Annotated in this window: 22 protein-coding genes; 11 read left to right on the top strand and 11 right to left on the bottom strand. The window is 55.1% G+C overall.

Going from position 1 to position 26367, the window contains the following annotated elements; all coding sequences use genetic code 11:
- Nucleotides 1-18: 18 nt before the first annotated feature.
- The 4 genes from M8370_RS06265 to yiaK all read right to left on the bottom strand — a co-directional run bounded on the left by M8370_RS06265 (nt 19) and on the right by yiaK (nt 3938).
- Nucleotides 19-1338 carry an MFS transporter gene (locus tag M8370_RS06265; protein WP_029881926.1) on the bottom strand — a complete coding sequence of 440 codons (1320 nt, stop codon included), beginning with the start codon at nt 1336-1338 and terminating at the stop codon, nt 19-21.
- A 45-nt stretch (nt 1339-1383) separates the two neighbouring features.
- Nucleotides 1384-2310, bottom strand: coding sequence for a DUF4862 family protein (locus M8370_RS06260; RefSeq protein ID WP_250020668.1), 927 nt, complete (start codon nt 2308-2310; stop codon nt 1384-1386).
- Nucleotides 2311-2461: 151 nt separating this feature from the next.
- The gene (locus M8370_RS06255; RefSeq protein WP_029881928.1) at nt 2462-2929 is read right to left on the bottom strand and encodes a YhcH/YjgK/YiaL family protein; all 468 of its coding nucleotides are present in this window, start codon (nt 2927-2929) and stop codon (nt 2462-2464) included.
- 10 nt (nt 2930-2939) lie between these two features.
- Nucleotides 2940-3938 (bottom strand): 3-dehydro-L-gulonate 2-dehydrogenase, encoded by a 999-nt coding sequence (gene yiaK, locus M8370_RS06250; protein ID WP_250020666.1) that lies wholly within the window; start codon nt 3936-3938, stop codon nt 2940-2942.
- Between the two features lie 225 nt (nt 3939-4163).
- On the opposite strand from yiaK, the gene yiaJ reads away from it, so the two are divergent.
- Nucleotides 4164-4982, top strand: a complete 819-nt coding sequence (yiaJ, locus tag M8370_RS06245) for an IclR family transcriptional regulator YiaJ (protein ID WP_013094955.1) — start codon at nt 4164-4166, stop codon at nt 4980-4982.
- Nucleotides 4983-4985: 3 nt separating this feature from the next.
- On the top strand, nt 4986-5441 hold the full coding sequence (locus tag M8370_RS06240; RefSeq protein WP_095907219.1) for a 4Fe-4S dicluster domain-containing protein: 456 nt from the start codon (nt 4986-4988) through the stop codon (nt 5439-5441).
- Nucleotides 5442-5445: 4 nt separating this feature from the next.
- Here the strand turns inward: M8370_RS06240 and avtA are convergent, their stop codons facing one another.
- On the bottom strand, nt 5446-6702 hold the full coding sequence (gene avtA / locus M8370_RS06235; RefSeq protein WP_108453725.1) for a valine--pyruvate transaminase: 1257 nt from the start codon (nt 6700-6702) through the stop codon (nt 5446-5448).
- Between the two features lie 194 nt (nt 6703-6896).
- Entirely contained in the window at nt 6897-8927 is a 2031-nt protein-coding gene (locus tag M8370_RS06230; protein WP_058661798.1) for an alpha-amylase, read from the bottom strand.
- Nucleotides 8928-9241: 314 nt separating this feature from the next.
- Between M8370_RS06230 and M8370_RS06225 the strand changes: the two genes are divergently transcribed.
- Complete coding sequence (locus M8370_RS06225) at nt 9242-10066, top strand: protein bax (protein WP_014830204.1); 825 nt, start codon at nt 9242-9244, stop codon at nt 10064-10066.
- A gap of 37 nt (nt 10067-10103) precedes the next feature.
- On the opposite strand, the gene xylR is transcribed toward M8370_RS06225, so the two are convergent.
- From xylR to xylF, 4 genes are all read right to left on the bottom strand, one after another.
- On the bottom strand, nt 10104-11282 hold the full coding sequence (gene xylR / locus M8370_RS06220; RefSeq protein WP_062730048.1) for a D-xylose utilization transcriptional activator XylR: 1179 nt from the start codon (nt 11280-11282) through the stop codon (nt 10104-10106).
- A gap of 33 nt (nt 11283-11315) precedes the next feature.
- Complete coding sequence (gene xylH, locus M8370_RS06215; RefSeq protein WP_250020664.1) at nt 11316-12497, bottom strand: xylose ABC transporter permease XylH; 1182 nt, start codon at nt 12495-12497, stop codon at nt 11316-11318.
- Nucleotides 12475-14016, bottom strand: a complete 1542-nt coding sequence (locus M8370_RS06210) for a xylose ABC transporter ATP-binding protein (RefSeq protein WP_250020662.1) — start codon at nt 14014-14016, stop codon at nt 12475-12477. The genes xylH and M8370_RS06210 overlap by 23 nt, the downstream gene beginning before the upstream one ends.
- A 72-nt stretch (nt 14017-14088) precedes the next feature.
- Nucleotides 14089-15081: a D-xylose ABC transporter substrate-binding protein gene (gene xylF / locus M8370_RS06205; RefSeq protein WP_248088264.1), complete on the bottom strand. Its 993-nt coding sequence runs from the start codon at nt 15079-15081 to the stop codon at nt 14089-14091.
- Nucleotides 15082-15451: 370 nt separating this feature from the next.
- Between xylF and xylA the strand changes: the two genes are divergently transcribed.
- The 4 genes from xylA (at nt 15452) to M8370_RS06185 (ending at nt 19851) form a co-directional block, all read left to right on the top strand.
- Nucleotides 15452-16774, top strand: a complete 1323-nt coding sequence (gene xylA, locus M8370_RS06200; protein ID WP_014830210.1) for a xylose isomerase — start codon at nt 15452-15454, stop codon at nt 16772-16774.
- 59 nt (nt 16775-16833) lie between these two features.
- Nucleotides 16834-18288: a xylulokinase gene (gene xylB, locus M8370_RS06195; protein WP_038982531.1), complete on the top strand. Its 1455-nt coding sequence runs from the start codon at nt 16834-16836 to the stop codon at nt 18286-18288.
- Between the two features lie 103 nt (nt 18289-18391).
- A complete protein-coding gene (locus M8370_RS06190; RefSeq protein WP_038418406.1) occupies nt 18392-18931 on the top strand; it encodes an isochorismatase family protein in 540 nt (179 codons plus the stop codon).
- Nucleotides 18931-19851 carry a GlxA family transcriptional regulator gene (locus M8370_RS06185; protein ID WP_250020660.1) on the top strand — a complete coding sequence of 307 codons (921 nt, stop codon included), beginning with the start codon at nt 18931-18933 and terminating at the stop codon, nt 19849-19851. The genes M8370_RS06190 and M8370_RS06185 overlap by 1 nt, the downstream gene beginning before the upstream one ends.
- On the opposite strand, the gene M8370_RS06180 is transcribed toward M8370_RS06185, so the two are convergent.
- Nucleotides 19844-20839, bottom strand: a complete 996-nt coding sequence (locus tag M8370_RS06180) for an acyltransferase (protein WP_250020658.1) — start codon at nt 20837-20839, stop codon at nt 19844-19846. The two genes, M8370_RS06185 and M8370_RS06180, sit on opposite strands and share 8 nt — an antisense overlap.
- Nucleotides 20840-21022: 183 nt before the next feature.
- Between M8370_RS06180 and M8370_RS06175 the strand changes: the two genes are divergently transcribed.
- The 4 genes from M8370_RS06175 (at nt 21023) to M8370_RS06160 (ending at nt 26331) form a co-directional block, all read left to right on the top strand.
- Nucleotides 21023-21328 (top strand): YsaB family lipoprotein, encoded by a 306-nt coding sequence (locus M8370_RS06175; RefSeq protein WP_023620070.1) that lies wholly within the window; start codon nt 21023-21025, stop codon nt 21326-21328.
- Between the two features lie 160 nt (nt 21329-21488).
- On the top strand, nt 21489-22400 hold the full coding sequence (gene glyQ / locus M8370_RS06170; protein ID WP_003860141.1) for a glycine--tRNA ligase subunit alpha: 912 nt from the start codon (nt 21489-21491) through the stop codon (nt 22398-22400).
- A 9-nt stretch (nt 22401-22409) separates the two neighbouring features.
- Nucleotides 22410-24479, top strand: coding sequence for a glycine--tRNA ligase subunit beta (gene glyS / locus M8370_RS06165; protein ID WP_013094970.1), 2070 nt, complete (start codon nt 22410-22412; stop codon nt 24477-24479).
- A gap of 232 nt (nt 24480-24711) precedes the next feature.
- Entirely contained in the window at nt 24712-26331 is a 1620-nt protein-coding gene (locus M8370_RS06160; RefSeq protein ID WP_250020656.1) for an ABC-F family ATP-binding cassette domain-containing protein, read from the top strand.
- Nucleotides 26332-26367: the final 36 nt, after the last annotated feature.

Genomic DNA, 26367 nt, shown 5'->3' with positions numbered 1-26367 from the left:
AGGGCTGGGGTGAGGGCATCAGGCCGCACGCTTATGCGGATTCACCGTAGGGTTAGGCTCCGCACCGGCATCGCACTTCGCCGGTAGCAGCAGGGCCAGCAGAGAGGCCAGTGCCAGTGACACCGCCAGGCAGTAAACTCCCGCATCTTTGCTGTACAAGGTGATCAGCACGCCGACCGCGTAAGGGCCACAGAACCCGCCGAGGTTACCCAGGGCGTTAATTACCCCCCGCGCACCGCCTGCCATCTCCGCGCTGAACAGGCGTGCCGGAATGGTCCAGAACACGCCCGCCGCCGACTGCAGGAAGAACCCACACCCCACCAGCGCGGCGTAGGCCAGCCAGGTATGCTCTTTCAGAGCCACGGAGAGGAACATGCAGAGCGCAAAACCAATCAGCGGCAGGGAGACAAACAGCTTGCGCTTACCGGTACGGTCAGAGAGCGAAGAGAAGAGGAACATACCCGCAATGGCCCCGATATAAGGCAGGATCGCGAGCACGCCTACCTGGCCGATGCTGGTGTGCGTGAGCTCTTTGAGAATGGTGGGTAGCCAGAGGGTGTAACCGTAAATGCCGGTCTGGTAGAAGAAGTTCAGGGCAATCAGCTGCCACATGGTTTTGTCGGACAGCACCGCGCTCAGCGAGGCGTTTTTCACCTCTTTACCGGCAATGGCCTGCTGTTCTGCGGCCAGGGTTTTGACCAGATAATTTTTTTCCGCTTCAGAAATCCAGCGTGCTTCCTGCGGGCGGTCGTACACCGTGAAGGCCCACAGCACCAGCACAACGATGGACATCAGCCCTTCAATGATGAACAGCCAGCGCCAGTCGAGTGCGGTAATAATCCAGCCCGACAGGGGCGCGGTGATGATCCCGGCAATGGGGACGAACATAATTACAATCGCATTGGCACGACCGCGTTCAGCGTCAGGGAACCAGTTACTGATCATCGTCAGCACAACCGGCAGCATCCCGCCTTCTGCTACCCCGAGTAAGAAACGCAGCACCAGCAGTTGATACTGGCTGGTGACGAGCCCGGTCAGGACCGAAATCACCGCCCAGGCGACCAGCGACCAGCCGATAAATTTCTTCCCGCTACCATGAACGGCAATCTTGCCGCCAGGCACCTGCAAAAACAGATAGCCAATAAAGAAGATCCCACCCGCCAGGCCTGCCATGGTGGCAGAAATACCTAACTCTTCATCCATACCGCCGGGCATGGCAAAAGCAATATTTACACGGTCCATATAAGAAATAATGCAGGCGATAAGAATCGGGGGAATAATTCTTAGCCAGCGCTGGCGCGGAATGTCCGCATGTAGAGCTTGAGTAGACGTATTCATATTTAATATCTCAGTGTAGGTAACCGGAATAAGATTTTTTTATTGTTATTGCGTTGCTTTTTTCATTTGGCTAATGCCGTCGTGCAAAATAGCGATGCGATGGCTGATATCAGCATTAGCATTTATTTCCAGTAATTTAATACCGGAAAATTTCAATGTTGCGGCGCTCGCCGCAGTAAAGAGTGCTTTTGCATGTTCAGTGGTCAGCAAACTGTCGGCACAGTACGATGAAAACGGTGCGTGCAGATCCTGCCATTCACCGTACTCTCCGCGGATGGTGGTGCCGGAGAACATTAGCGCGGCCAGTTTTCCGGCCTGAAGGGCGGTCTGAACGTGCTCAACCGGAAGCGTGGTGTTGCGCCCTTCAATGGCTGAGCGCGCCCAGTTAATACAGATGCTGATATCTGTCTCTTTTATCACCTCCAGCACCTGCTCTAAGGGTAAAAATCCCTTACGCGGTGCGGGACCGGTCATGGCATCGCAGTGCTCAAGCACCAGATCGCAGGACCAGTCCCAGCCCGCGATTTCACGAATGGAACGGGCGAACGCCTCGATAGCCTGCTCGACTGAAGCATTGCCCGCCTGCGGTGCGGCCTGCATCTCCAGGGCAATAACTTTCCCGGGAAAACGGGCGTTAACCGCAGCAATCTTCTGCTGCAGATGGCGGTAATATTCCACGCACGCTTTACGCTGATCTTCATCGGCGGAGGCCAGGCCAAACGCACCGTTTGTGCCACGGCGACGCATGGTTTCCATCACTGCCGTGACGACGATTTGCCAGTCTCCAGGCGTATGGCGGAACAGCCATTCATCCCCATAAGGATGGAGATGTTCAAGGCAGGGTTGTTCCAGCCCGCGAATGTGTGGCGTGTCAGAAAGTTCCCGCCAGAAGGTTTGTTCTTCTTGTTCCCCTTTCTGGTGAAACGAGGGTGCGCAGGGGTACGCACCAATAATAAAACCGGTGTTGGTCATTTCGCGTTCCTGTATTTATACCCGTCATACTTCAAGTTGCATGTGCGTTGGCTGCGCTCGTTCACCCCAGTCACTTACTTATGTAAGCTCCTGGAGATTCACTCTCTTGCCGCCTTCCTGCAACTCGAATTATTTAGGGTATATCAGAAAATTAATCTAATTCGCTGATTGCCACTTTCACCACAATTTTGCGAATTGCAGTTTCCTTGTTTTTAATACAGGCAGGACGGTGTACATCCTGCGGGAAAAATATGGCATAACTGCCAGGTACCATTTCAATGAACGATTCATTTTCACTGTTGTGATAAAAAATAATATCCCGTTGTTCCAGTAATGATTCGCTGATGTTGTTATTGCCGGTATCGATAGCAATACCGATTTTTTCTTCACCCCACGCCAGAAATTGAATATCAAGATAGCGGCGATGCACTTCGGGGCGATTCTCATGCGGCTCTTTGGTGGTCAGGTCGAGGATCTGGGCAAAGAGGTTGCGCCCCTCAATTTCAACGACACCCGGTTTTAGCATGCTGAAATCCGTGGTACGCAGAAAATCTAACGCTTTTTCAATCGCCCGCGGCAGGCGACACGGATTTGGCTGTGAAATATGTCCGAATATCATGGCCCACTCCTTACAGCGCCTGGATTTTCGCCCACACGCTGTCGTCAATGGTGATGCCGTTGCGGCGGTTCTCTTCAAGCAGTCGCGTAAATTCATGCCCCGGCAGACGGACAGCGACGTTTTCGTCTGCCCGCTCGGCGGTGGTGATGAAGTCCATAATACGCTGCAGTTTGGCATCGCGGGTTGGGCCGTCGATCAGGCGGTCGACCTCGATGGCGATAAAGATCTGCGACACGCCATACTCGTCGCTGTTGTCCTGGGTAACTTTCGCCACGGAGGAGCCGTTAGAGAGCAGGGTGGCGATCATGTCGAGCACAATCGATAAGCCGGAACCTTTCCAGTAGCCCATCGGCAGAATACGGCGATTTTTCTCAATCACGCCAGGCTCTTTGGTCAGATTGCCCTCGTCGTCGAATCCGCCGTCGACCGGTAACGTGCGTCCGGCCAGTCGGTTCACTTCCAGCATGCCGTAGGAGAACATCGACATCGACATATCGACCATGGTGATTGGGGAGGAGGGGATCGCCACGATCAGCGGGTTGGTGCCGATGCAACATTCTTTTGACCCCCACGCGGGCATCACCGCAATGGAGTTGGTCCAGCAGATCCCGATGTAGCCCTTCTCTGCGGCTTGCCAGCCATAGCTCCCTCCGCGCATCCAGTGGTTAGCGTTACGCAGCGCAACCAGACCGATACCGTGATCGGAGGCCAGTTCGGTGGCGCGATCCATCATTTTTTTCGCCGTCAGGTTACCGATGGCGCGTTGGGCATCCCACTGTTCGATGGCCCCTAATGTGGTCACCCGTTTTGGCTGGGCATCAGGAATGATGTCGCCCGCGTCCAGTTGCTGAATAAAACGCGGGAAGCGGTTCACGCCGTGGGAATAGACGCCAGATTCCGTGGTGCGGGCAAACATCTCCGCGCAGGCATCCGCCGTTTCTGCTTTTACACCGCGATCGAGCAAAACCCGATTGAACGCTGCTTTCAACTCTTCGAATGTCACTTTCATCCCTGTTCTCCTGTTCTTCGTAGGGGCAAGTGCGAGTGCTTTTTTATCGCTAAATTTCACTATGCGAAATCTGATTTCAAATATAGCGATCAAATTTTGCCAGATCAACGACATTCATGATTTTCAAAATCGATTAAAATCAACTGGTTGTGTTTTTTCTGTTGAGATCGTGAACTGAACCATACTTTGCGCTACCATCAGGGCGCGATAAAAAGGAGCCATGGGATGAGCATGAAAGAGAGCGACATGACGCAAGAAAAAGAGAGGCCAGCAGGTAGCCAGAGCTTGTTTCGCGGTCTGATGCTGATTGAGATCCTCAGTAACTATCCGAACGGTTGTCCTCTGGCCCATTTATCGGAACTGGCCGGGCTGAATAAAAGCACCGTGCACCGGTTACTGCAGGGATTGCAGTCGTGCGGGTACGTCACCCCGGCACCGGCGGCGGGCAGCTATCGTCTGACCACCAAATTTATCGCCGTCGGGCAAAAGGCGCTGTCGTCGCTGAATATCATCCACGTGGCTGCTCCGCATCTTGAGTCGCTGAATATCGCCACCGGCGAGACGGTGAACTTCTCCAGCCGCGAAGACGATCACGCGATCCTGATTTATAAGCTTGAGCCGACCACCGGTATGCTGCGCACGCGCGCCTATATCGGCCAGCATATGCCGCTTTACTGCTCGGCAATGGGCAAGATCTACATGGCATTCGGTCACCAGGACTATGTGGCTAGCTACTGGGAAAGCCACCAGGATCAGATTCAGCCGCTGACCCGCAACACCATCACTGAACTGAGCGCGATGTATGATGAGCTGGCGGAAATCCGCGAGCACAGCATGGCGATGGATAAAGAAGAGAACGAGTTGGGGGTCTCCTGTATCGCGGTGCCGGTGTTTGATATTCATGGCCGCGTGCCGTATGCGATCTCAATTTCGCTGTCGACCTCCCGCATGAAGCAGATTGGCGAAAAAAATCTGCTTACACCTCTGCGTGAAACGGCGGACGCGATCTCCAGAGAGCTGGGTTTTAACGTGCGCGAGGGATAACAGATGAACCGGTTCATCATGGCGGATTCGGCAAAATGCATCGGCTGTCGCACCTGCGAAGTGGCGTGTGTCGTGTCGCATCAGGACGCCATCTCAACAGGCGCCTTTACGCCCCGCATTCGGGTAGTCAAAGGAGACGCTTTCACCACGGCGGTGGGTTGCCATCAGTGTGAAGATGCCCCTTGCGCGAATGTCTGCCCAACGCAGGCGATTCGCCGTGGCGAGGGAGCCTGGCAGGTTGAGCAGGCGCGGTGTATTGGGTGTAAACGCTGTATGGTGGCGTGCCCGTTTGGGGCGATGCAGGTGCAGTGGGCAGGAGATACGCTTCAGGCGCTGAAATGCGATTTATGCGCACACCGCGCGGACGGACCGGCCTGTGTGGAAGCCTGTCCGACCCACGCGCTGAGCTGTGTCGATCCCGCCAGATTACGCACCGAGAGGTTGCGTCATCTGGCGTAGGTTCTTACTGGGCGTCTTCGCGCCAGGCGAATTCGATCTCTTCGGCGAGAATTTTCACCCCGGCTTCGATTTTTTCCGGATCGGGCACGTAGTTCATACGCATACATTGATGCGTATGCGGCCACGGCTTGTCCAGCCCCGGGAAGAAGTAATCACCCGGCACCATCAATACGCCTCGCTTCTTCAGGCGCTGATAAAGCAGCTCGGTGGTGATCGGCAGATCTTTAAACCACAGCCACAGGAAAATTGCCCCTTCAGGTTTGTGGATCAGGCAGCGTTCTTCCGGTAAATAGCGGCGAAGAATGGCAATCGTCTCCTGAACGCGCTGATAATAGAACGGCTTGATCACGTCATTTGACAGGCGCAGCAGATCGTTGCGTTTAATCATTTCGCACATCATCGCCGGGCCAATACCGCCAGGAGAAAGGCTGATAATGCCGTTCATGTTGGTAATGGCGGTGATGATTTTTTCATTGGCGACGATGATCCCGCAGCGGCTGCCCGGCAGGCCGAGCTTGGAGAGGCTCATACACAGGACGATGTTCGGGTTCCACAGCGGGCGTGCTTCGCTGAAGATAATACCCGGGAACGGCACGCCATAGGCGTTATCGATCACCAGCGGGATGCCATGCTGATTTGCCAGCGCATCCAGTTTCATCAGCTCGTCGTCGGTGATGACGTTGCCCGTTGGGTTGGTTGGACGTGATACGCAGATCATGCCCGTCTCTTCACCAATGTGCAGATGTTCAAAATCGACGTGGTATTTGAACTGACCTTCCGGCAGCAGCTCAATGTTCGGGCGCGCAGAGACGAACAGATCCTCTTCCAGACCGGAATCGGCGTAGCCGATATACTCCGGTGCCAGCGGGAACAATACTTTTTTGGTGGTGCCGTCGGCGCGACGTCCTGCGAAAAGGTTAAACAAGTAGAAAAACGCGCTCTGACTGCCGTTTGTCAGTGCAATATTCTGCGGTTCGATATCCCAACCCAGCTCTTCACGCAGCATGTCGGCGAGGAGTTTCAGCAGTTCGGTTTTACCCTGAGGGCCGTCGTAATTGCAAAGCGCATCGGTTGCTTTGCCGTTTTCCAGCATCTGAGTGAGCAGCGTCTGGAAATAGGTATTCATCTCCGGGATTTGAGCCGGGTTTCCGCCGCCGAGCATGATGGCGCCCGGTGTGCGCAGCCCGTCGTTGAGGTCCTCCATCAGGCGGGTAATGCCTGAATGGCGGGTAAATTTGTCGCCGAAAAGTGAAAACGTCATAGCAGGTGATCTGTCGAGCTTGTTTTGAAAGTGGGTAACCATAACGCTAGCACCGTGCGGGTGCAAATCGGCTGGTGTGGTCGGATTTGTGGTTTTATGTGGCGGGTGTGGATTTTTGTAGTGAATAGTTCTGGTGAGTGCCCCTCACCCCGGCCCTCTCCCTAAGGGAGAGGGAGAAAACCGCGGTGAGGGGGCTATTGGTTCCCCGCCCAGACGACCATGACTTTATCGCCATCATGTTCACGTACGAATCCATACCCCTCTTTCAGCGAAAGCGTGGTTTGCTTGCCTTCACCTATCGCCGGATGGCGGGCGCGGAACTGACCCAGCGTTTGCCAGTGGGCGACGGTTAACGCCTGTTTGCCCGTCACATCCTGCCAGTTCATATCCGAGCGTGTTCCCTGCAGAGGGTCGGAACCCGTCGGCCCGAACGGACGCTCTGATTCATCCCCATAATAGATTTGTACGCTGCCTGGCGCTAACAGCAGCAGTTCCGCCGCGCGCTGGCCCCCTTCGCGGAACAGGCGGGTGTCATGCGAGGAGAGATAGCTCAGGACGTTAAAGCTTTGCAGTTTTTCCGCCATCTGCTGCCAGGTCAGATCGATATCGGCCAGGCAGTTCACCGCTTTTGCCGCCTGCTCCTGATAATCGAAGTTAATCATCGCATCGAAGCCGTGGCGGTAATAATCGCTCTGCATGACTCCGTGGCCCCAGGATTCACCCGTCATCCAGAACGGCGCATTGTCGAGTTTTTTGTCCGGGTGAGCACCTTTCCAGGCCGCCAGCGCCTGGCTTGCCTGGTCCTTCAACTGCTGCCAGGCCGCCAGCTCCACGTGTTTTGCCGTATCAACACGGAAACCGTCAATGCCATACTCGCGTACCCACTGGCTGAGCCAGTGGGTCAGGTAATCGCGCGGGGTGTATCCCGGGATAGCTTTTGCCTGGGTATCGGGCTTGTGCTGATAGAAGTTTGGCAAACCGGACGGCGTGGTGGATTCCGTTTTCAGGTCGGGTAAAAACGCCAGTGACATGGTCAGGTCGTCAAAGCCCGGGTTGTCGTAATCGCCAATATCGGTGCGGATCCATTTTTTACCCCACCATTTTTCCCATGCGGCTTTATCGCTGAAGTTGATGTAATCATTAAAGCTGTGCCAGCTTTGTCCCGTGCCCGGCTTCCAGTCGGTCCAGCGTGCACCCAGCGTTTTCTTCAGCTCATCACCCTGCAGATAGAGCGCGCCAAACTGGTACTCCTGCATGTCGGCAAGCGTTGCGTAGCCCACATGGTTCATGACGATATCGAACAGAATGCGGATGCCGCGCTTGTGCGCTTCATCGACGAGATGACGTAAATCATCTTCGGTGCCCATGTTGGCATCAAGCCTGGTCCAGTCCTGCGTGTAGTAGCCATGGTAGGCATAGTGGGGGAAATCCCCTTTGGTGCCACCGCCGACCCAGCCGTGGATCTGCTCCAGCGGGGAGCTTATCCAGAGCGCGTTTACCCCCAGTTGCTGCAGATAATCAAGCTTGCTCGCAAGCCCTTTCAGATCGCCGCCGTGGAAAGTGCCAATCTCCTGCATGCCGTCTTTGTGGCGGCCATAGCTATTGTCATTCGTGGGGTCACCATTCACGAAGCGGTCGGTCAGCACGAAATAGACCGTAGCGTTTTGCCAGCTAAACGGCGCGGGTTTGTCGGTTTCGGCGCGCTCAAGCAGTAGCAGGCCGTTGCTGTTGGCGGCAGGCTGAAGGGTAATTTTTCCTTGCTGCACCGTCGCGGTTTGTTTGCTGTAGAAATCTCGCACCACGGAGCCTTCCGGGAAGGTGTTTCCCACCTCCAGCGTCAGGGGTTTTCCATCCCATTTTGGGCACTGGCGGATAACGTTTGCCACCGGTTGTTCTGCTGCGCTCTTGATGGTCAGCATCAGGGTTGGCGTGCCGGAACGGGTATCGACACGCATCTGGTACTCTCCGTCGCGGAACAGACGCCACTGCGGCGGCGTGCCGTCACACGGTTTGAGCGACAGCATCTCGTTGAGTTTTATCGCTTCTGTTGGCTGCCAGCACGTGTTGTCAAAACTCACTGTTAAAGGACGCGTACCCTTCGCAAGCTTTGCCTGGCTGGTGAACATTCCGGTGCCTTCGGCGCTGAATGCGTTAAATCCCGGCGATGACCAGTCAGCGTGTGCCAGTGCGGGTAACATCAGAAAAGCTACGGCGGTGCGTTTCATTCCATCTTCCTGTCGCGGCATTTTTGACCAGTGTGCCATCAGGTGAGGCGTAAAAACTCATCCCCCGGCGCTTTCTACAAGGATGACGCGAGAGGATGAGTGATCCCGCGCAAAATTAGGCAGTTATCTGCGAGATCGCACACAAATTTTCAGAATTGATGCTTAAGTGAGCACGTTTCAGGTGACATAGTTTCGGAATTGGACTATTTCTATACGTGCTCTTGAAGTCTATTTTTGATATGATTTGAGATTCCGCTCTCAAATTTGTGAAAAAAATAAGGTGTTGGAATGTTTATATCCGACCAGGAGACCTAATGATATCGACTCCCATTCGACGATATGGGGCCGCGATACTCATGTTACTCACCACGACATTTTCGGGTGGGGTGCTTGCAAAGACGCACACGGATACAACGAGTAAGAAAGCCCACGTAATAAAGACGACAAGCAGTAAGGTTAGCAGTAAACAAGAGTATTCTCGCAATAGTGCAAAGAGTAGTTCACTTCCTGATTTGCGAAAATACCCTTCCGGAACACCAAGGAAAAAAGCGTTTCTCCGGACAGTAATGCCTTACATCACAAGTCAAAACGCCGCGATTACGGCAGATCGTAACTGGTTGATCGCCAAACAGTACGATAGCCGCTGGACGCCGTCCGAGCGCGCGCGCCTGAAAGATATCGCAAAGCGCTACAAGGTAAGCTGGAACGGTAACACCCGTCGTGTGCCGTGGAACTCGCTCCTTGAGCGTGTCGACATCATCCCGGGCAGCATGGTTGCGACAATGGCTGCAGCCGAAAGTGGCTGGGGCACCTCGAAGCTGGCACGCAACAACAACAACCTCTTCGGCATGAAGTGTGTGAAGGGGCGTTGTAAAAATGCGCCGGGCAAGGTGAAGGGCTACTCGCAGTTTGAATCGGTGAAAGATTCAGTAAATGCCTATGTGGTAAACCTGAACACCCATCCGGCCTACTCGTCGTTCCGTAAGTCACGCGCACAGCTGCGTAAAGCGGATCAGGAAGTGACGGCCAGTACGATGATCCACAAGCTGAAAGGTTATTCCACCCAGGGTCAGCGCTATAACAACTATCTGTTTGCGATGTACCAGGATAACCAGCGACTTATCGCCGCCCATATGTAATCCCAATAACGCCTTCCACTGGAAGGCGTTTTCTTTTCTACATCATGACTTCGCTGTAGCGTTCCCGATACTCTTTCGGCGTGTTGTCGTATTCTTTACGGAACACCGAATAAAAATACTGCAGCGACGGATAGCCGCACATCTGCGAGATTTCGTTGATCGACAGCGACGTGGAGATGAGCAAACTGCGCGCTTTCTCCAGCTTCTCTGCGTGAATGACCGCATGAATGGTTTCGCCCACTTCCTCTTTAAAACGCTTCTCCAGATTTGAACGGGAAATACCCACGGAATCCAGCACCTGATCGACCTTGATACCTTTGCAGGCGTGGTTGCGGATAAAGTGCATCGCCTGAATGACTGCCGGGTCGTTTAAGGAGCGGTAATCCGTTGAGCGACGTTCTACCACGCGGACCGGGGGAACCAGCAGGCGCTGAAGCGGCAGGGATTCGTTATCCAGCAGACGATGCAGTAATTTTGCGGCCTGATACCCCATCTGTCGGGTGCCCTGCGCCACTGAGGAAAGGGCCACGCGAGAAAGGTAGCGGGTGAGCTCTTCGTTATCGATGCCAATCACGCACAGCTTCTCCGGCACCGGAATGTGCAAATGTTCGCAGACCTGCAATACATGGCGCGCACGGGCGTCCGTCACGGCAATAATGCCGGTTTGCGGCGGCAGCGTCTGCAGCCAGTCAGCCAGACGGTTTTGCGCGTGCTGCCAGTTTTCCGGCGCGGTTTCCAGCCCCTGATAGACCACGCCGCGGTATTTCTCCTGGGCGACAAGCTGACAAAAGGCGTGTTCGCGCTCAACGGCCCAGCGCTTGCCGCTGGAGGCTGGTAAACCATAGAACGCAAAGCGATGGACGCCTTTCTCCTTTAAATGCAGAAACGCGCTTTCGACCAGGGCATGGTTATCGGTGGCGATATAGTGGACGGGAGGATAGTGCTCGGGCGAATGGTAAGAGCCGCCGACGCCCACAATCGGGACGTCGACGTCAGTCAGTAATTGCTCAATGACCGGGTCGTCATAGTCAGCGATGACGCCATCGCCCAGCCAGTCTTTGATGTTCTCGAGTCGGGTGCGGAAATCCTCTTCGATAAAGATATCCCACTCAGATTGCGACGCCTGCAAATATTCACCAACGCCCTCTACCACCTGTCGGTCGTAAGCTTTGTTGGCATTGAATAACAACGTAATGCGGTGACGCTTTTCAAACATGGCTCGCTTCCCAAATAAGTCACAATACGGTTATCAGGTACGCCGCTTGGTGGCAGAGTCCATCCAGACTGCCAGCAAAAGAATGGCCCCCTTGACGATATACTGCCAAAACGTCGGGACGTCCATCATACTCATCCCGTTATCCAACGAAGCCATGATAAATGCCCCCATCACCGCGCCCGCCACGCTGCCGACACCGCCTGCGAGGCTGGTACCACCAATGACACAGGCGGCGATAGCATCCAGCTCGGCAATGTTTCCGGCAGACGGGGAACCCGCCCCGAGACGCGAGCTGAGGATCAACCCGGCGATAGCAACCATCAGGCCGTTAATGGCAAAGACCGCCAGTTTGGTGCGCTCTACGTTAATGCCTGACAGACGGGCGGCCTCAAGGTTACCGCCGATGGCGTAAATACGGCGGCCAAACGCGGTGCGCGTGGCCATAAACATGCCGCCCAGCAGCAGGAGGGCCAGCAGGAGAACTGGCGTAGGGACGCCGCGATAGTCATTCAGGAGCCAAATCGCGCCGAGCACGATCACCGCAGTCAGTGCCTGACGTCCCACCACGGATGTTGATGGAGAGGAGGCCAGCCCCAGCGACTGACGGCGCATACGGCCACGCCATTGCCAGGCCACGAACGCCAGCAGCCCGACCACGCCGATGGTAAAGCCCGCGCTGTCCGAGAGGTAGCTCTGACCAATCTGCGACATGGCGGCACTGGTGGGAGAGACGGTGGTGCCGTTGGTGATACCAATCAATACGCCGCGGAAGGCCAGCATTCCTGCCAGAGTAACAATGAACGACGGGACCTTCCGGTAGGCAACCCACCAGCCGTTCCAGGCACCCAGCACCAGACCTAATACCAGCGTCACCGCCACGGTCAGCGGCAGCGGCCAGCCGAGCCAGACGTCAAAAATGGCCGCGACGCCGCCGAGCAGGCCCATCATCGACCCCACCGACAGGTCGATTTCCGCCGAAATAATGACGAAGACCATGCCCACGGCCAGAATGCCGGTGATGGCAGTCTGGCGCAGCAGGTTAGAGACGTTACGCGCGCTCAGGTAGGAGCCATCGGTCATCCAGGTAAAAAACAGCATGATGGCGATAATGGCCGCGATCATCACGAATACCTGCAGGTTCAGCGCTTTTAACCCCGCGAATGCGCCGGGCGTCTGAACAGCGACTTTGATATCAGACGGATTGCTTTTCGACATGACGTTCGCTCCTTAAAGCGGCTTCCATCACCTGCTCCTGCGTCAGGTTCTGGTTAATCAGATTGGCTTTCAGTTTGCCCTCGTGCATGACCAGCACACGGTCGCTCAGGCCGAGCACTTCGGGTAATTCAGAGGAGATGACAATGACGGCGATCCCTTGCTGTACAAGCTGATTAATCAGTTTGTAGATTTCGTACTTCGCACCGATATCAATGCCGCGCGTCGGCTCATCCAGGATCAAGATGCGTGGATTGAGGAGCAGACAGCGCGCCAGAATGGCTTTTTGCTGGTTGCCTCCGCTCAGGCGTCCAATAGCCAGTTCCGGTGAGGATGTTTTCACTTTGAGGCGGGCGAGAGATTGCAAAATGCACTGCTGCTCTGCGGCATCATCAAGGCTGCTCAGCGCGCCGGAGAACTGATCGAGTGCCGCGAGCGTGATGTTTTTACCCACCGCCATTACCGGCACGATGCCGTCTTTTTTGCGGTCTTCCGGCACCATGGCAATTCCGTGGGCAATTGCCTGCTGGCAGTTGTCGATTTTCACCGGCTTGCCATCAATATAAACCGTGCCTTCCCAGCGCCCTGGCCAGACGCCGAACAGGCACTGCACGGCTTCAGTACGTCCGGCGCCGACGAGCCCGGCAACACCGAGAATTTCACCCCGGTTCAGGGAAAAGGAGATGTTGTTTACGCGTTTGATATGGCGATTTACCGGGTGCCACGCGGTCAGGTTCTCCACGCGTAACACTTCATCACCCGTTGTGTGAGGCTCATTCGGGTAGAGCGCCGTCAGTTCGCGGCCCACCATCATGGTGATGATGTCATCCTCGCTCATGCCTTCGGCTTCGCGTGTGCCGATGTGTTGACCATCGCGGATCACGCAGATGGTGTCTGAAATGGCTTTGACCTCGTTGAGTTTGTGAGAAATGTAGATGCAGGCGATACCATGATTTTGCAGATCGCGGATGATATCCAGCAGGACGGCCGTTTCCTGTTCGGTGAGAGAGGCCGTGGGTTCGTCGAGGATCAGCAGCCTGACCTGTTTGTTCAGCGCCTTAGCGATTTCAACCAGCTGTTGCTGCCCCAGACCCAGGTCTCCCACGCGGGTATCCGGCGAAATGGCCAGACTGACCTGCGCCAGCAGTTTTTCACAGCGTAGCGTCATGGTGTCGTAATCCAGCACGCCGTGGCGCGAAATTTCGGCCCCGAGGAAAATGTTCTCCAGTACGGTGAGATGCTTCACCAGCGCCAGCTCCTGGTGGATGATGGCGATACCCTTACGTTCAGTATCGCGAATGTGGGTGGCCTGAATGACCTCGCCGGCAAAGACAATTTCACCTTCGTAGCTGCCATGCGGATAGATCCCGCACAACACTTTCATCAGCGTCGACTTACCCGAACCGTTTTCGCCGCAGAGCGAAACCACTTCACCAGGATTTAGCCGCAGGCTCACGTTATCGACCGCTTTCACCGCGCCAAAACGCTTGGTGATGCTCTTCATTTCAAGTAAATAAGGCATAACTGCTCCACATGACCCGAGGTAAAAACAGTACAAGTCGATGCGCCCCCGCAGGGCAGGGGCTGCGCTGGATTACAGTTCACTCTTCTTGTGGAAGCCGTCTTTGATAACGGTGGCGTCAATGTTCTCTTTATTGACTTCAATTGGCGTGAGCAGGCGTGCCGGCACATCTTTCAGACCGTTGTTCAGCGTCGCGTCGGCTTTCGGTTGTTTACCGTTCCCCAGCTCTACGGCGATCTCTGCAGCCGTGTTGGCCAGTTCAGTGATGGGCTTATACACCGTCATGGTCTGGGTGCCCGCAATGATGCGTTTTACACCGGCGAGATCCGCATCCTGGCCTGAAATGGCCACTTTCCCGGCCAGCCCCTGCGCGCTCAGCGCCTGAATGGCACCCCCGGCGGTGGCGTCGTTGGAGGCGACGACGGCATCAATTTTGTTGTTATTCGCGGTTAGCGCGTTTTCCATAATTTTCAGCGCGTTTTCAGGCAACCAGCCGTCCGCCCACTGATCGCCAACCACTTTAATCTTGCCGCTGTCGATATACGGCTTGAGGACTTTCATCTGGCCTTCACGGAACAGTTTGGCGTTGTTATCCACCGGTGAGCCGCCCATCAGGAAATAATTGCCCTGCGGCACTTTATCGACCAGGCTTTTTGCCTGCAGTTCGCCCACTTTTTCATTGTCGAACGAAATATAATAATCAATGTCCGCATTATTAATCATGCGATCATACGCCAGAACTTTAATCCCTTCTTGCTTCGCTTCTTTCACGACGTTACTTAATACCTGGCCGTTATAAGGGATAATGACCAGTACATCAACGCCACGGTTAATCATATTCTCAATTTGCGACATCTGCGTTTCTTCGTTGCCATTTGCAGACTGCACAAACACATTTGCGCCAAGTGATTCCGCTTTTTTAACAAAAATATCGCGATCTTTTTGCCAGCGCTCCAGACGCAGGTCGTCAATCGCCATGCCAATTTTGACCTCTTTGGCATGTCCTGCAAAGCTTGCAAGGAGGAGAGTAGTGCAGAGCGTTAGGGTCAGGTTCTTTATCTTCATAATTATTAGGCCTTTTGTAGGGGTATGTGTTGCTGAGATAAAAGAAACATTCACTGCTTAGATGCAGCAAATTTTTAACGCGGAAAGGCGGGCTGGCAATTACAGATTTTTATCTTCTCATTACGATATTTGGTTTATTTCTGAATTTATGACCGCGATCGGATTTTAAAATACGTAAGGTCTTAATTACATTTGATTATGGAATCTGCGCCGAAAAATAGTTTGCTTGCGCATTATTTTGCGAGCCAGCGCACAGTTGCGCATTCTCTCAATAGCAGTGTGAAATAACGTAATTGAGCAACCCAAAATGTCTATTCACTATTACTCCTGTATCAACGACTCGCCGCATACCCTGATTATGGAGCTCAATATGCAAGCTTATTTCGACCAACTCGATCGTGTTCGTTACGAAGGCCCGAAAACGACCAATCCTTTAGCATTTCGTCACTACAACCCGGATGAGCTGGTGCTGGGTAAGCGCATGGAAGATCATCTGCGCTTTGCCGCCTGTTACTGGCATACCTTCTGCTGGAACGGCGCCGATATGTTCGGTGTGGGTTCCTTTGACCGCCCGTGGCAACAGCCGGGAGAGGCTATTGAGCTGGCGAAGCGCAAAGCGGATGTGGCATTTGAATTCTTCCACAAGCTGAACGTGCCGTATTACTGCTTCCATGACGTGGATGTGTCGCCGGAAGGCGCATCGCTGAAAGAGTACCTGAACAACTTTGCGCAGATGGTGGATGTGCTGGCGGCGAAGCAGCAGCAAAGTGGCGTGAAGCTGCTGTGGGGCACGGCCAACTGCTTCACGAACCCTCGCTATGGTGCCGGGGCAGCAACTAACCCGGATCCGGAAGTGTTTAGCTGGGCCGCCACGCAGGTCGTGACCGCAATGAACGCCACGCATCAGTTGGGCGGCGAGAACTATGTTCTGTGGGGCGGACGTGAGGGTTATGAAACCCTGCTGAATACCGATCTGCGTCAGGAGCGCGAGCAGATTGGCCGCTTCATGCAGATGGTGGTTGAGCATAAGCATAAAATCGGTTTCCGCGGCACGCTGCTGATTGAACCGAAGCCACAGGAACCAACCAAGCACCAGTACGATTACGACGTCGCGACCGTGTACGGCTTCCTGAAGCAGTTCGGCCTGGAAAAAGAGATTAAAGTTAACATTGAAGCCAACCATGCCACCCTGGCGGGTCACTCTTTCCATCACGAAATTGCGTCTGCCATTGCGCTGGGCATCTTCGGCTCGGTCGATGCTAACCGTGGTGATGCGCAGCTGGGCTGGGATACCGACCAGTTCCCGAACAGCGTGGAAGAGAATGCGCTGGTGATGTATGAAATCATCAAAGCGGGTGGTTTCACTACCGGCGGCCTGAACTTTGACGCCAAAGTGCGTCGTCAGAGCACCGATAAATACGATCTGTTCTACGGCCACATTGGCGCGATGGATACCATGGCGCTGGCGCTAAAAGTCGCTGCGCGCATGATTGAAGACGGTGAGCTGGATAAACGTGTCGCGAAGCGTTATAGCGGCTGGAACAGTGAGCTGGGCCAGCAAATTTTGAAAGGCCAGTTATCGCTTGCAGAAATCGCGAAGTACGCTGAACAACATCAGCTGGCGCCGCAGCATCAGAGCGGACACCAGGAACTGCTGGAAAATCTGGTCAATCACTATTTGTTCGACAAGTAAAAACATAGGCCCGGTAAGCGGAAGCGCCACCGGGCATTTCTGTCAAAGGAGCCACCACAATGTATATCGGGATTGATCTTGGCACATCGGGTGTGAAAGCCATCCTCTTAAGCGAGCAGGGTGACGTGTTGGCAACGCAGACTGAAAAACTGCAGGTTTCGCGTCCGCATCCGTTATGGTCGGAACAGGATCCGGAGCAGTGGTGGCAAGCGACGGATCGCGCAATCAAGGGGTTAGGTGAACAGCACAGTTTGCGTGAGGTCACCGCGCTGGGTATCGCTGGACAGATGCACGGCGCTACGCTGCTGGACAGCCAGCATCGTGTGCTGCGCCCTGCGATCCTCTGGAACGATGGCCGCTGTGCGGAAGAGTGCGCGCTCCTGGAAGAGCGAGTGCCTGCGTCCCGTGACATCACCGGCAACCTGATGATGCCCGGCTTCACCGCGCCGAAGCTCCTCTGGGTGCAACGCCATGAGCCGGAGATTTTCCGTCAGGTGGCGAAGGTCTTACTGCCAAAAGATTATCTGCGTTTTCGCATGACGGGGGATTTTGCCAGCGACATGTCCGACGCCGCCGGCACCATGTGGCTCGACGTGGCGAAACGCGACTGGAGCGAGGCGATGCTGGATGCCTGTCATCTCACCCGTGAGCATATGCCCGCACTCTTTGAAGGCAGCGAAATTACCGGCACCTTACAGTCCGCCATAGCGGAACGCTGGAATATGCCTGCTGTGCCGGTGGTGGCTGGCGGCGGGGATAACGCGGCGGGCGCCGTGGGTGTCGGCATGGTTGATGCGGGCCAGGCCATGCTGTCTCTCGGCACCTCTGGCGTCTATTTTGCCGTCAGCGACGGATATCGCAGCAACCCGGAAAGCGCGGTGCACAGTTTTTGCCATGCGCTGCCAGGAAAATGGCATTTGATGTCGGTGATGCTCAGTGCAGCTTCTTGCCTGGACTGGGCGGCGAAGCTGACCGGGATGGCCGATGTTCCTGCATTGATTACCGCAGCACAGCAGGCGGATGAAAACGCTGGTACCGTCTGGTTTTTACCGTATCTCTCCGGTGAGCGTACACCGCACAACAACCCGGAAGCGAAAGGGGTATTTTTTGGCTTAACCCATCAGCACGGTCCTGCGGAACTGGCGCGTGCGGTTCTGGAAGGCGTGGGCTATGCGCTGGCGGATGGAATGGACGTGGTGCATGACTGCGGCCTGAAACCAGCAAGCATCACCCTGATCGGCGGCGGCGCACGCAGCAGCTACTGGCGCCAGATGCTCTCTGATATCAGTGGATTGCAGCTGGACTATCGTACCGGGGGCGATGTGGGCCCGGCGCTTGGTGCTGCGCGGCTGGCGCAGATAGCCATGAACCCGGACAAACCGCTTTCGCAACTGTTGCCACAGCTCACGCTGGAACAGGCTCATCTGCCCGACGCAACTCGCCACGCGCGATATGCTGAAAGGCGCGATGTGTTCCGCAAAATTTATCAGCAGTTGCTGCCGCTGATGTCATAAGCGTGATTGTCTGTCAGAGGCACGAGGATGTCCTTTTTTGGTCTGTCCGCGTGCCTGTTTCCTCGCCAGTATGTATTTATACCCACTGGCGAGGAGCACCATCATGTCACGTATTGCATTAATCAACATCGATACCCAACAGTCTTTTCATCACCGCGATTACTGGCAGGAGCAAGATGTTCCGGCCTTTCAGCAGGCAATGCTGGGGCTGACAGAAGGCTGCCAGTCGCGCGGTATTCCTGTCGCCGATATTTTCCATGTGGATGAAAAAGGCCCTTTCTCACTGCAAAGCGGCTATGTCAAACCGATGGCCTTTTTACGTCATCAGCCGGATGTGGTTTTCCAGAAACATGTTCATAATGCCTTCACGGATACGGGCCTGGATCGCTGGCTGCGCGAGCGTGATATCAACCAGCTGATCCTATGCGGTATTCGTACTGAACAGTGCTGCGAAACCACCGCACGGGTGGCATCCGATCTGGGTTATGCTGTGACCTTTGTTAGCGAGGCAATGCTCACGTTTCCTATGACGTACAAGGGCGTAACCCTTAGCGCTGCGGAAATTCGTCATCGTACCGAAACGGTACTGTCAGGGCGATTTGCCGCGATTAAAACGGTAGCGGAGACGCTGGAGTCACTGTAATGCGTATCGACGTTTGGTTCGTTATGTTGCCCGGGGTGTTGTCATTAGACATGACTGGCCCGGCAGAAACCTTTGTCCTGGCAGGCGATGCGTTTTGTCTGCATTACCTTGGTCCGCAACCTGAGGTGCAAACGTCGATTGGTTTGATGATGAGCGGTATCGCGCCATTACCGGAAAGGCTTCCGGAAGGGAGCCTGCTGGTTCTGCCTGGTGTAAGCGACTCCCGCGTTCAGTTTTCTACGCCGCAGGCGATGCAGATCCAGCACTGGCTGATGCGCCTGCAGCCAGCTATTCAGCGTCAGGATATCACCGTGTTGTGCGTCTGCTCAGGGGCTTTGCTGGCAGCAAAATCAGGGCTGCTGAACAACCGGCAGTGCACAACGCATCATGAGGTTATCGACCGTTTACGCGTTGCCGCCCCCACGGCGACGATCAAAGAGAACCGGATATTCGTGCAGGATGAGAATGTCTGGACCAGCGCAGGGATCACCTCGGGTATCGACCTGGCGCTGCATATGATTAACCGTCTGTGCGGGCCAGAAAAGGCGCTGGCCGTGGCACGCGAGATGGTGGTCTGGTTCCGCCGGTCCGGGGACGATCCGCAGCTATCGCCATGGTTACGCTATCGCAATCATCTTCATCCGGCTATCCACCGTGCTCAGGATGCGCTAACCGCAGACCCGCAAAAAGCGTGGAACGTGCCGGATATTGCCGCGCTGGCGCATGTCAGCCCGCGCCATTTAACCCGTCTTTTCCAGACGCATTTGGGGATAAGCGTTCGCGATTACCTGGAGCAGCTGCGTCTGGCGGTGGCGGAGCAGTGGCTATTGCAGGGGCGCGGCGTGGAGCAGGCCTCACTGGCGGCAGGGTTTTCCTCCCCGCGCCAGTTTCATCGGGCCCGACAGCGCGTCGTTAACTGACGAAGCGGCGGGTGTCTAGCTTCTGTAGCAGCATCGACAGCAACAGGCTCACGACCAGTGTGACGGAGAAAATCCAGACGATATCCAGCACTGGCCAGCTTTTGAGTTCAACGCCTCTCGTGCGTAGTGCGTGGATCACCAGCGCGTGAAAACCATAAATCCCCAGCGAGTGCCGCGAGATAAAACCCAGCACGGGAAGAGGGTGCGCGTTCAGGGTGTTTTTAACGAGCGTCAGCAGGGAAACGGCACAAATGAAGACCATCGGCCCGCAGTACAGGTACCAGGTATCGGCAAAATTGCCGCGCCATTGCAGCTCGTGCAGCGTCCCGCGTGAAATGATAATCACCCCGATGATAAACAACGCGCCACATAGCCAGCTGATACCCCGCTTTTGGGTATCCATCATCCCGATGGCGCGCCCCAGCATGCCGTAGAGCACGTAGTAAAACGTATCGCCATTGATGTAGAGGTTTACCGGTAGCCACTCAAAACCGTCGATTTTTTGTGAGACGGTATTCGGGTTGGCGATGATGCCAATCACCACCATCAGCGCCAGGAGCATCTTTCCGCTGACGTTTTTTACCTGAATCAACGGTGATACCAGGTAGATAACGATAATGGCGAAGAAAAACCACAGGTGGTAAAACACCGGCTTTTGCAGCAGATATTTGAGTGACAGGCCGGGGCTAATGGAGGTAAACAGCGTGATGTAAATCAGCGCGACGGCGCTATAAAAGCCGAGACACGCGGCGATACGAATAAAATGTCGCGGTTGTGCGCTACGCTCGCCAAAAAAGAGAAAGCCGGAAATCATAAAGAACAGCGGAACGCTGACACGCGACGCGGAGTTGAGAATATTCGCGACATCCCAGTTAACAGGGCTGATACTGTGTGCGTTCGTAACATACCAGGTCGTCGTGTGGATCATCACCACCATCAGACACGCTATTCCTCGCAGATTATCAATCCAGCTAATTTTTGAATGCATCAGTTCCTCTTTTTCCCTGTAAATAGAGTGTGACTGCTATTGTGTAAAAGTCTTTCCTTGGAAAAATCTGAGTTTTATATCGCGGACTTGTCTGGCCATCGCGAGATTCGCAGAATGCCAGACCGTAATCTATAAAAGCTTTGCTACTAAAAATAACAGCCACTGACCGGGTCGGTAATAAAAATGATGATGAAGCGTGTGGGGTCACTCTTTCTGCTGGTGGTACTGGCCGGATGCAGTACGCCTCAGGAAGCACCTGCGCAAAAAGCGCAGCAGGGCAAAATGAGCCCGGAACGTTCGCTGAATATGGAACAGCTGTGTAAAGATCAGGCGGCTCACCGCTATAACCTGGATACTCAGAAAATTGATGTCACCGGCTTTGAGCGTTTTCAGGGCAGCTATGAGCTTCGGGGCCATACCTCTCGTAAAGAGGGCTTTGTCTGCTCGTTTGATGCGGACGGCCAGTTTTTACATCTCTCCATGCGCTAATCTGCTCGCATAATCGACAGCCAGACGCTCGCCGCGTTCTGGCTCGAACGCTTATTTCCCAATTTTCCCTAAACAACCCCGTTTCGTACTGTATATCTTGCAGCCAGCGGGTATACTGGTCCCTTCCATTTAAAACCACACGTATCCAGCACGAAATACTATGCAAAAGTTTGATACCAAGACCTTCCAGGGCCTGATCCTGACCTTACAGGATTACTGGGCTCGCCAGGGCTGCACCATTGTTCAACCTTTGGACATGGAAGTTGGCGCAGGCACCTCACACCCGATGACCAGCTTACGCGCGTTGGGGCCAGAGCCAATGGCGACTGCTTATGTGCAGCCTTCCCGTCGTCCGACCGATGGCCGTTACGGCGAAAACCCGAACCGTCTGCAGCACTACTATCAGTTCCAGGTGGTCATTAAGCCATCGCCAGACAATATTCAGGAACTGTACCTTGGGTCACTGAAAGAGCTGGGTATGGATCCGACCATTCACGACATTCGTTTCGTGGAAGATAACTGGGAAAACCCAACGCTGGGTGCCTGGGGTCTGGGTTGGGAAGTGTGGCTGAACGGTATGGAAGTGACGCAGTTCACCTACTTCCAGCAGGTTGGCGGTCTGGAATGTAAGCCGATCACCGGTGAAATCACCTACGGTCTGGAACGTCTGGCAATGTACATTCAGGGCGTAGACAGCGTTTACGACCTGGTCTGGAGCGACGGCCCGCTGGGTAAAACCACTTACGGCGACGTGTTCCATCAGAACGAAGTGGAGCAATCCACCTATAACTTCGAATACGCGGATGTGGACTTCCTGTTCACCTGCTTCGAGCAGTACGAGAAAGAAGCGCAGCAGCTGCTGGCGCTGGAGACTCCGCTGCCGCTGCCTGCCTACGAGCGTATTCTGAAGGCCGCCCACAGCTTCAACCTGCTGGACGCCCGCAAAGCGATCTCCGTGACTGAACGTCAGCGCTACATTCTGCGTATTCGTACCCTGACCAAAGCCGTTGCAGAAGCTTACTACGCGTCCCGTGAAGCCCTTGGCTTCCCGATGTGCAACCGAAACAAATAAGAGGCGGCCATGTCTGAGAAAACTTTCCTGGTGGAAATTGGCACCGAAGAGCTGCCACCAAAAGCCCTGCGCAGCCTGGCTGAATCTTTTGCTGCGAACGTGACTGCCGAGCTGGATAACGCTGGCCTGGCGCACGGTAAAATTGAGTGGTTTGCTGCTCCGCGTCGTCTGGCGCTGAAGGTAGCAAATCTGGCGGCATCTCAGCCGGATCGTGAAGTGGAAAAACGTGGCCCGGCGATTGCCCAGGCGTTCGATGCGGAAGGCAAGCCAAGCAAAGCGGCAGAAGGCTGGGCGCGCGGTTGCGGTATTACCGTTGACCAGGCCGAGCGTCTGACCACTGACAAAGGCGAATGGCTGCTGTATCGCGCTCACGTAAAAGGTGAACGCGCAGAAGCACTGCTGCCAAACATGATCGCCACTTCGCTGGCTAAGCTGCCCATTCCTAAGCTGATGCGCTGGGGCGCGTCCGACGTACACTTCGTGCGTCCGGTACACACCGTGACCCTGCTGCTGGGCGACACCGTTATTCCGGCGACCATTCTGGGCGTGGCGTCCGATCGCGTCATTCGCGGCCACCGCTTTATGGGCGAGCCAGAGTTCACCATCGACAATGCCGACCAGTATCCGCAGATCCTGCTGGAGCGCGGTAAAGTCATTGCTGACTACGAACAGCGTAAAGCCAAAATCAAAGCCGACGCTGAAGAGGCGGCGCGCAAGATTGGCGGTAACGCTGACCTGAGCGACAGCCTGCTGGAAGAGGTCACCTCGCTGGTGGAATGGCCGGTTGTGCTGACCGCGAAGTTCGAAGAGAAATTCCTCGCGGTTCCGGCAGAAGCGCTGGTATACACCATGAAGGGTGACCAGAAATACTTCCCGGTTTATGCCAACGACGGCAAGCTGCTGCCAAACTTTATCTTCGTGGCGAACATCGAATCGAAAGATCCGCAGCAGATTATCTCCGGTAACGAGAAAGTGGTGCGTCCACGTCTGGCGGATGCGGAGTTCTTCTTCAATACCGACCGTAAAAAGCGTCTGGAAGATAACCTGCCGCGCCTGCAGACCGTGCTGTTCCAGCAGCAGCTGGGTACGCTGCGCGACAAGACCGACCGTATCGCGGAGCTGTCCGGCTGGATCGCCCGTGAAATTGGCGCGGACGTTAACCATGCCACCCGTGCGGGTCTGCTCTCCAAGTGCGACCTGATGACCAATATGGTGTTCGAGTTTACCGACACCCAGGGCGTTATGGGTATGCACTACGCGCGTCACGATGGCGAAGCGGAAGATGTGGCGGTCGCCCTGAACGAACAGTATCAGCCGCGCTTTGCTGGCGATGAACTGCCGTCTAACCCGGTTGCCTGTGCGGTCGCGATTGCTGATAAGATGGATACCCTGGCGGGGATCTTCGGTATCGGCCAGCATCCGAAAGGGGATAAAGACCCGTTCGCGCTGCGTCGTGCGGCGCTGGGCGTGCTGCGTATCATCGTTGAGAAGAACCTGAACCTCGATCTGCAGACCCTGACTGAAGAAGCGGTGCGTCTGTACGGTGACAAACTGACCAATGCCAACGTGGTGGATGACGTGATCGACTTTATGCTCGGCCGCTTCCGCGCGTGGTATCAGGACGAAGGTTACACCGTGGATACTATTCAGGCGGTGCTGGCGCGTCGTCCAACGCGTCCGGCTGACTTCGATGCGCGTATGAAGGCGGTTTCTCACTTCCGTACGCTGGAAGCGGCATCTGCCCTGGCGGCGGCGAACAAGCGTGTCTCCAACATTCTGGCGAAATCTGACGAAACGCTGAACGAGCGTGTGAACGCCGCGACGCTGAAAGAGCCGGAAGAGATCGCCCTGGCGATGCAGGTTGTGGTGCTGCGTGACAAGCTGGAGCCATACTTCGCAGAAGGCCGTTATCAGGAAGCGCTGGTAGAACTGGCGGAACTGCGTGACGTTATCGACGCCTTCTTCGAAAAAGTGATGGTCAACGTGGAAGATAAAGATCTGCGTATTAACCGTCTCTCTATGCTCGAAAAACTGCGTGAGCTGTTCCTGCGCGTGGCGGATATCTCGCTGCTGCAGTAATGTGCCCGCCGGGCATGTACAGGCTAAAAACCCGCTTCGGCGGGTTTTTTTATGGCGTGCGGGTGAAAATTTAATCTTGAAATGGTCAACATATTACCGCTATCCTTATCGGCGTTAACTTTCTCCCTCAGGAGCGCATTCCGAAAATGAACAAACACGACTGATGAATTTCGATCCTTGCTAAACGCGACCGCGTCGGCAGGGGATGTTTTGATTTCATTCAGGAGTGCTTATGGCTCATTTTGCGCAGTCCCCTTCTTTTATTTTGCATCAGGTCACCTGTCAGTTTGCGACGGGCGATATTCTTTTTGGCCCGCTGAACCTCTCTCTGGAGACATCCCTGTGTGCGCTCGTTGGTCGTAATGGCAGCGGGAAAACGCGTCTGCTGCGCATGCTGGCGGGGCTGGATGAACCTGCCAGTGGTCATATTGAGCGTTTTGCCTCACATGTCTATGTGGCACAACAGCAGGATATCTCCCCACAGACAACGCTTGCTGAACTGCTTGGTTATGAGGCGATTTTTGCAGCGCGTAAGCGCATCGATCGCGGCGATTACCAGCCTGACGATCTGGAGATGCTCGACGGCTACTGGGATTTAGCAGAACGCCTGAACGAGGCGTTTCTCCAGGCGAAACTGCCACCGTTTGACCCCGATAAACCTGCCGCCGAATTCAGCGGTGGCGAGCGGATCCGTGCCCTGTTGTGCGGTGCATTTACGGCTGAGGCGAATTTCCTGTTGCTGGATGAACCCACCAACCATCTGGATCGACAAGGCCGGGCGTGGTTTTACGACCAGTTGAGCCGTTATCAGGGCGGCGTGCTGGTTGCCTCTCACGATCGTGAGCTACTGGCGCAGGTGCCACGTATTCTTGAGCTGAGCGCCTCCGGGCTGCGCAGCTACGGCGGCAACTACGAAGACTATAAACAGCAACGGGATGCCGAACAGCAGGCTGCCCGCGCGGCGCTGGAGCATGCGGCAACGGAGCGCAAACGCACTCGCGCGCGATTGCAAAAAGAGCATGATGACAGCCAGCGGCGTTCGGCGAAGACCATACGCACGGTCGATACCCTGAATATCGCGTCGTTTGAGCGGGTCAAATATAAAGCGGCGGCAAAAGAGCGTATCGGCTCGTGGAAAAAACAGCACAGCGATCAAAACGATGCGCTGAATGCCGCGGTAAACAAGGCGCGGGAACGGGTTGAAGAAGACGCCCCGATCATGTTTACCCTGCCAGGAAGCCAGATTGCTGAGGGAAAACAGGTGCTGGTGCTGGAGGAACTGCAATTGCCGCATGTCTCACTTCCGCCAATGAACTGGCGGATGGACGGCCCGATGCGCGTGGCGCTCAGGGGGCCCAATGGCTGCGGTAAATCAACGCTGTTAAAAGTCATCCTCGGTGAAACCGCACCCCGTGCAGGCAGTTGTAAGGTATCGGTGACGTGTGCGTATCTCGATCAGCACCTGTCGCAGCTGGATCTGACGCAGTCGGTGATGGCACATCTCAATCTGAGCAATACGCCGCTGGAAGAGGGGATGTTGCGTACCCGCCTGGCACAGCTTCAACTGGGGGCGGATAAAGTCTCACTGCCGCTGGCAGAGTTGAGCGGAGGTGAGCGTCTGAAAGCCGCCCTGGCCTGCGTGTTGTGGCGCGAGCATGCCACGCAGCTTTTACTGCTTGATGAACCGACCAACCATCTGGACCTGGCATCGGTCCAGGCGATTGAAGCGGCGCTGGCCGGTTTCCCCGGAGCACTGCTGGTGGTGTCCCATGATGAAAGCTTTCTGCAAGGGTTAGCGTTAACGCATGAACTGGTGTGGGAGGAGACGGGCTGGCGTTGTGAAGGCCTTTAAAACACAAACCCCCGCAAAGGCGGGGGCGGTAATTCA

It is taken from the genome of Enterobacter cloacae complex sp. OE43NF, assembly GCF_023544405.1.
GTDB classification, from domain to species: Bacteria; Pseudomonadota; Gammaproteobacteria; order Enterobacterales; family Enterobacteriaceae; genus Enterobacter; species Enterobacter cloacae.
This window is presented reverse-complemented; position numbering and strand designations above follow the sequence as displayed.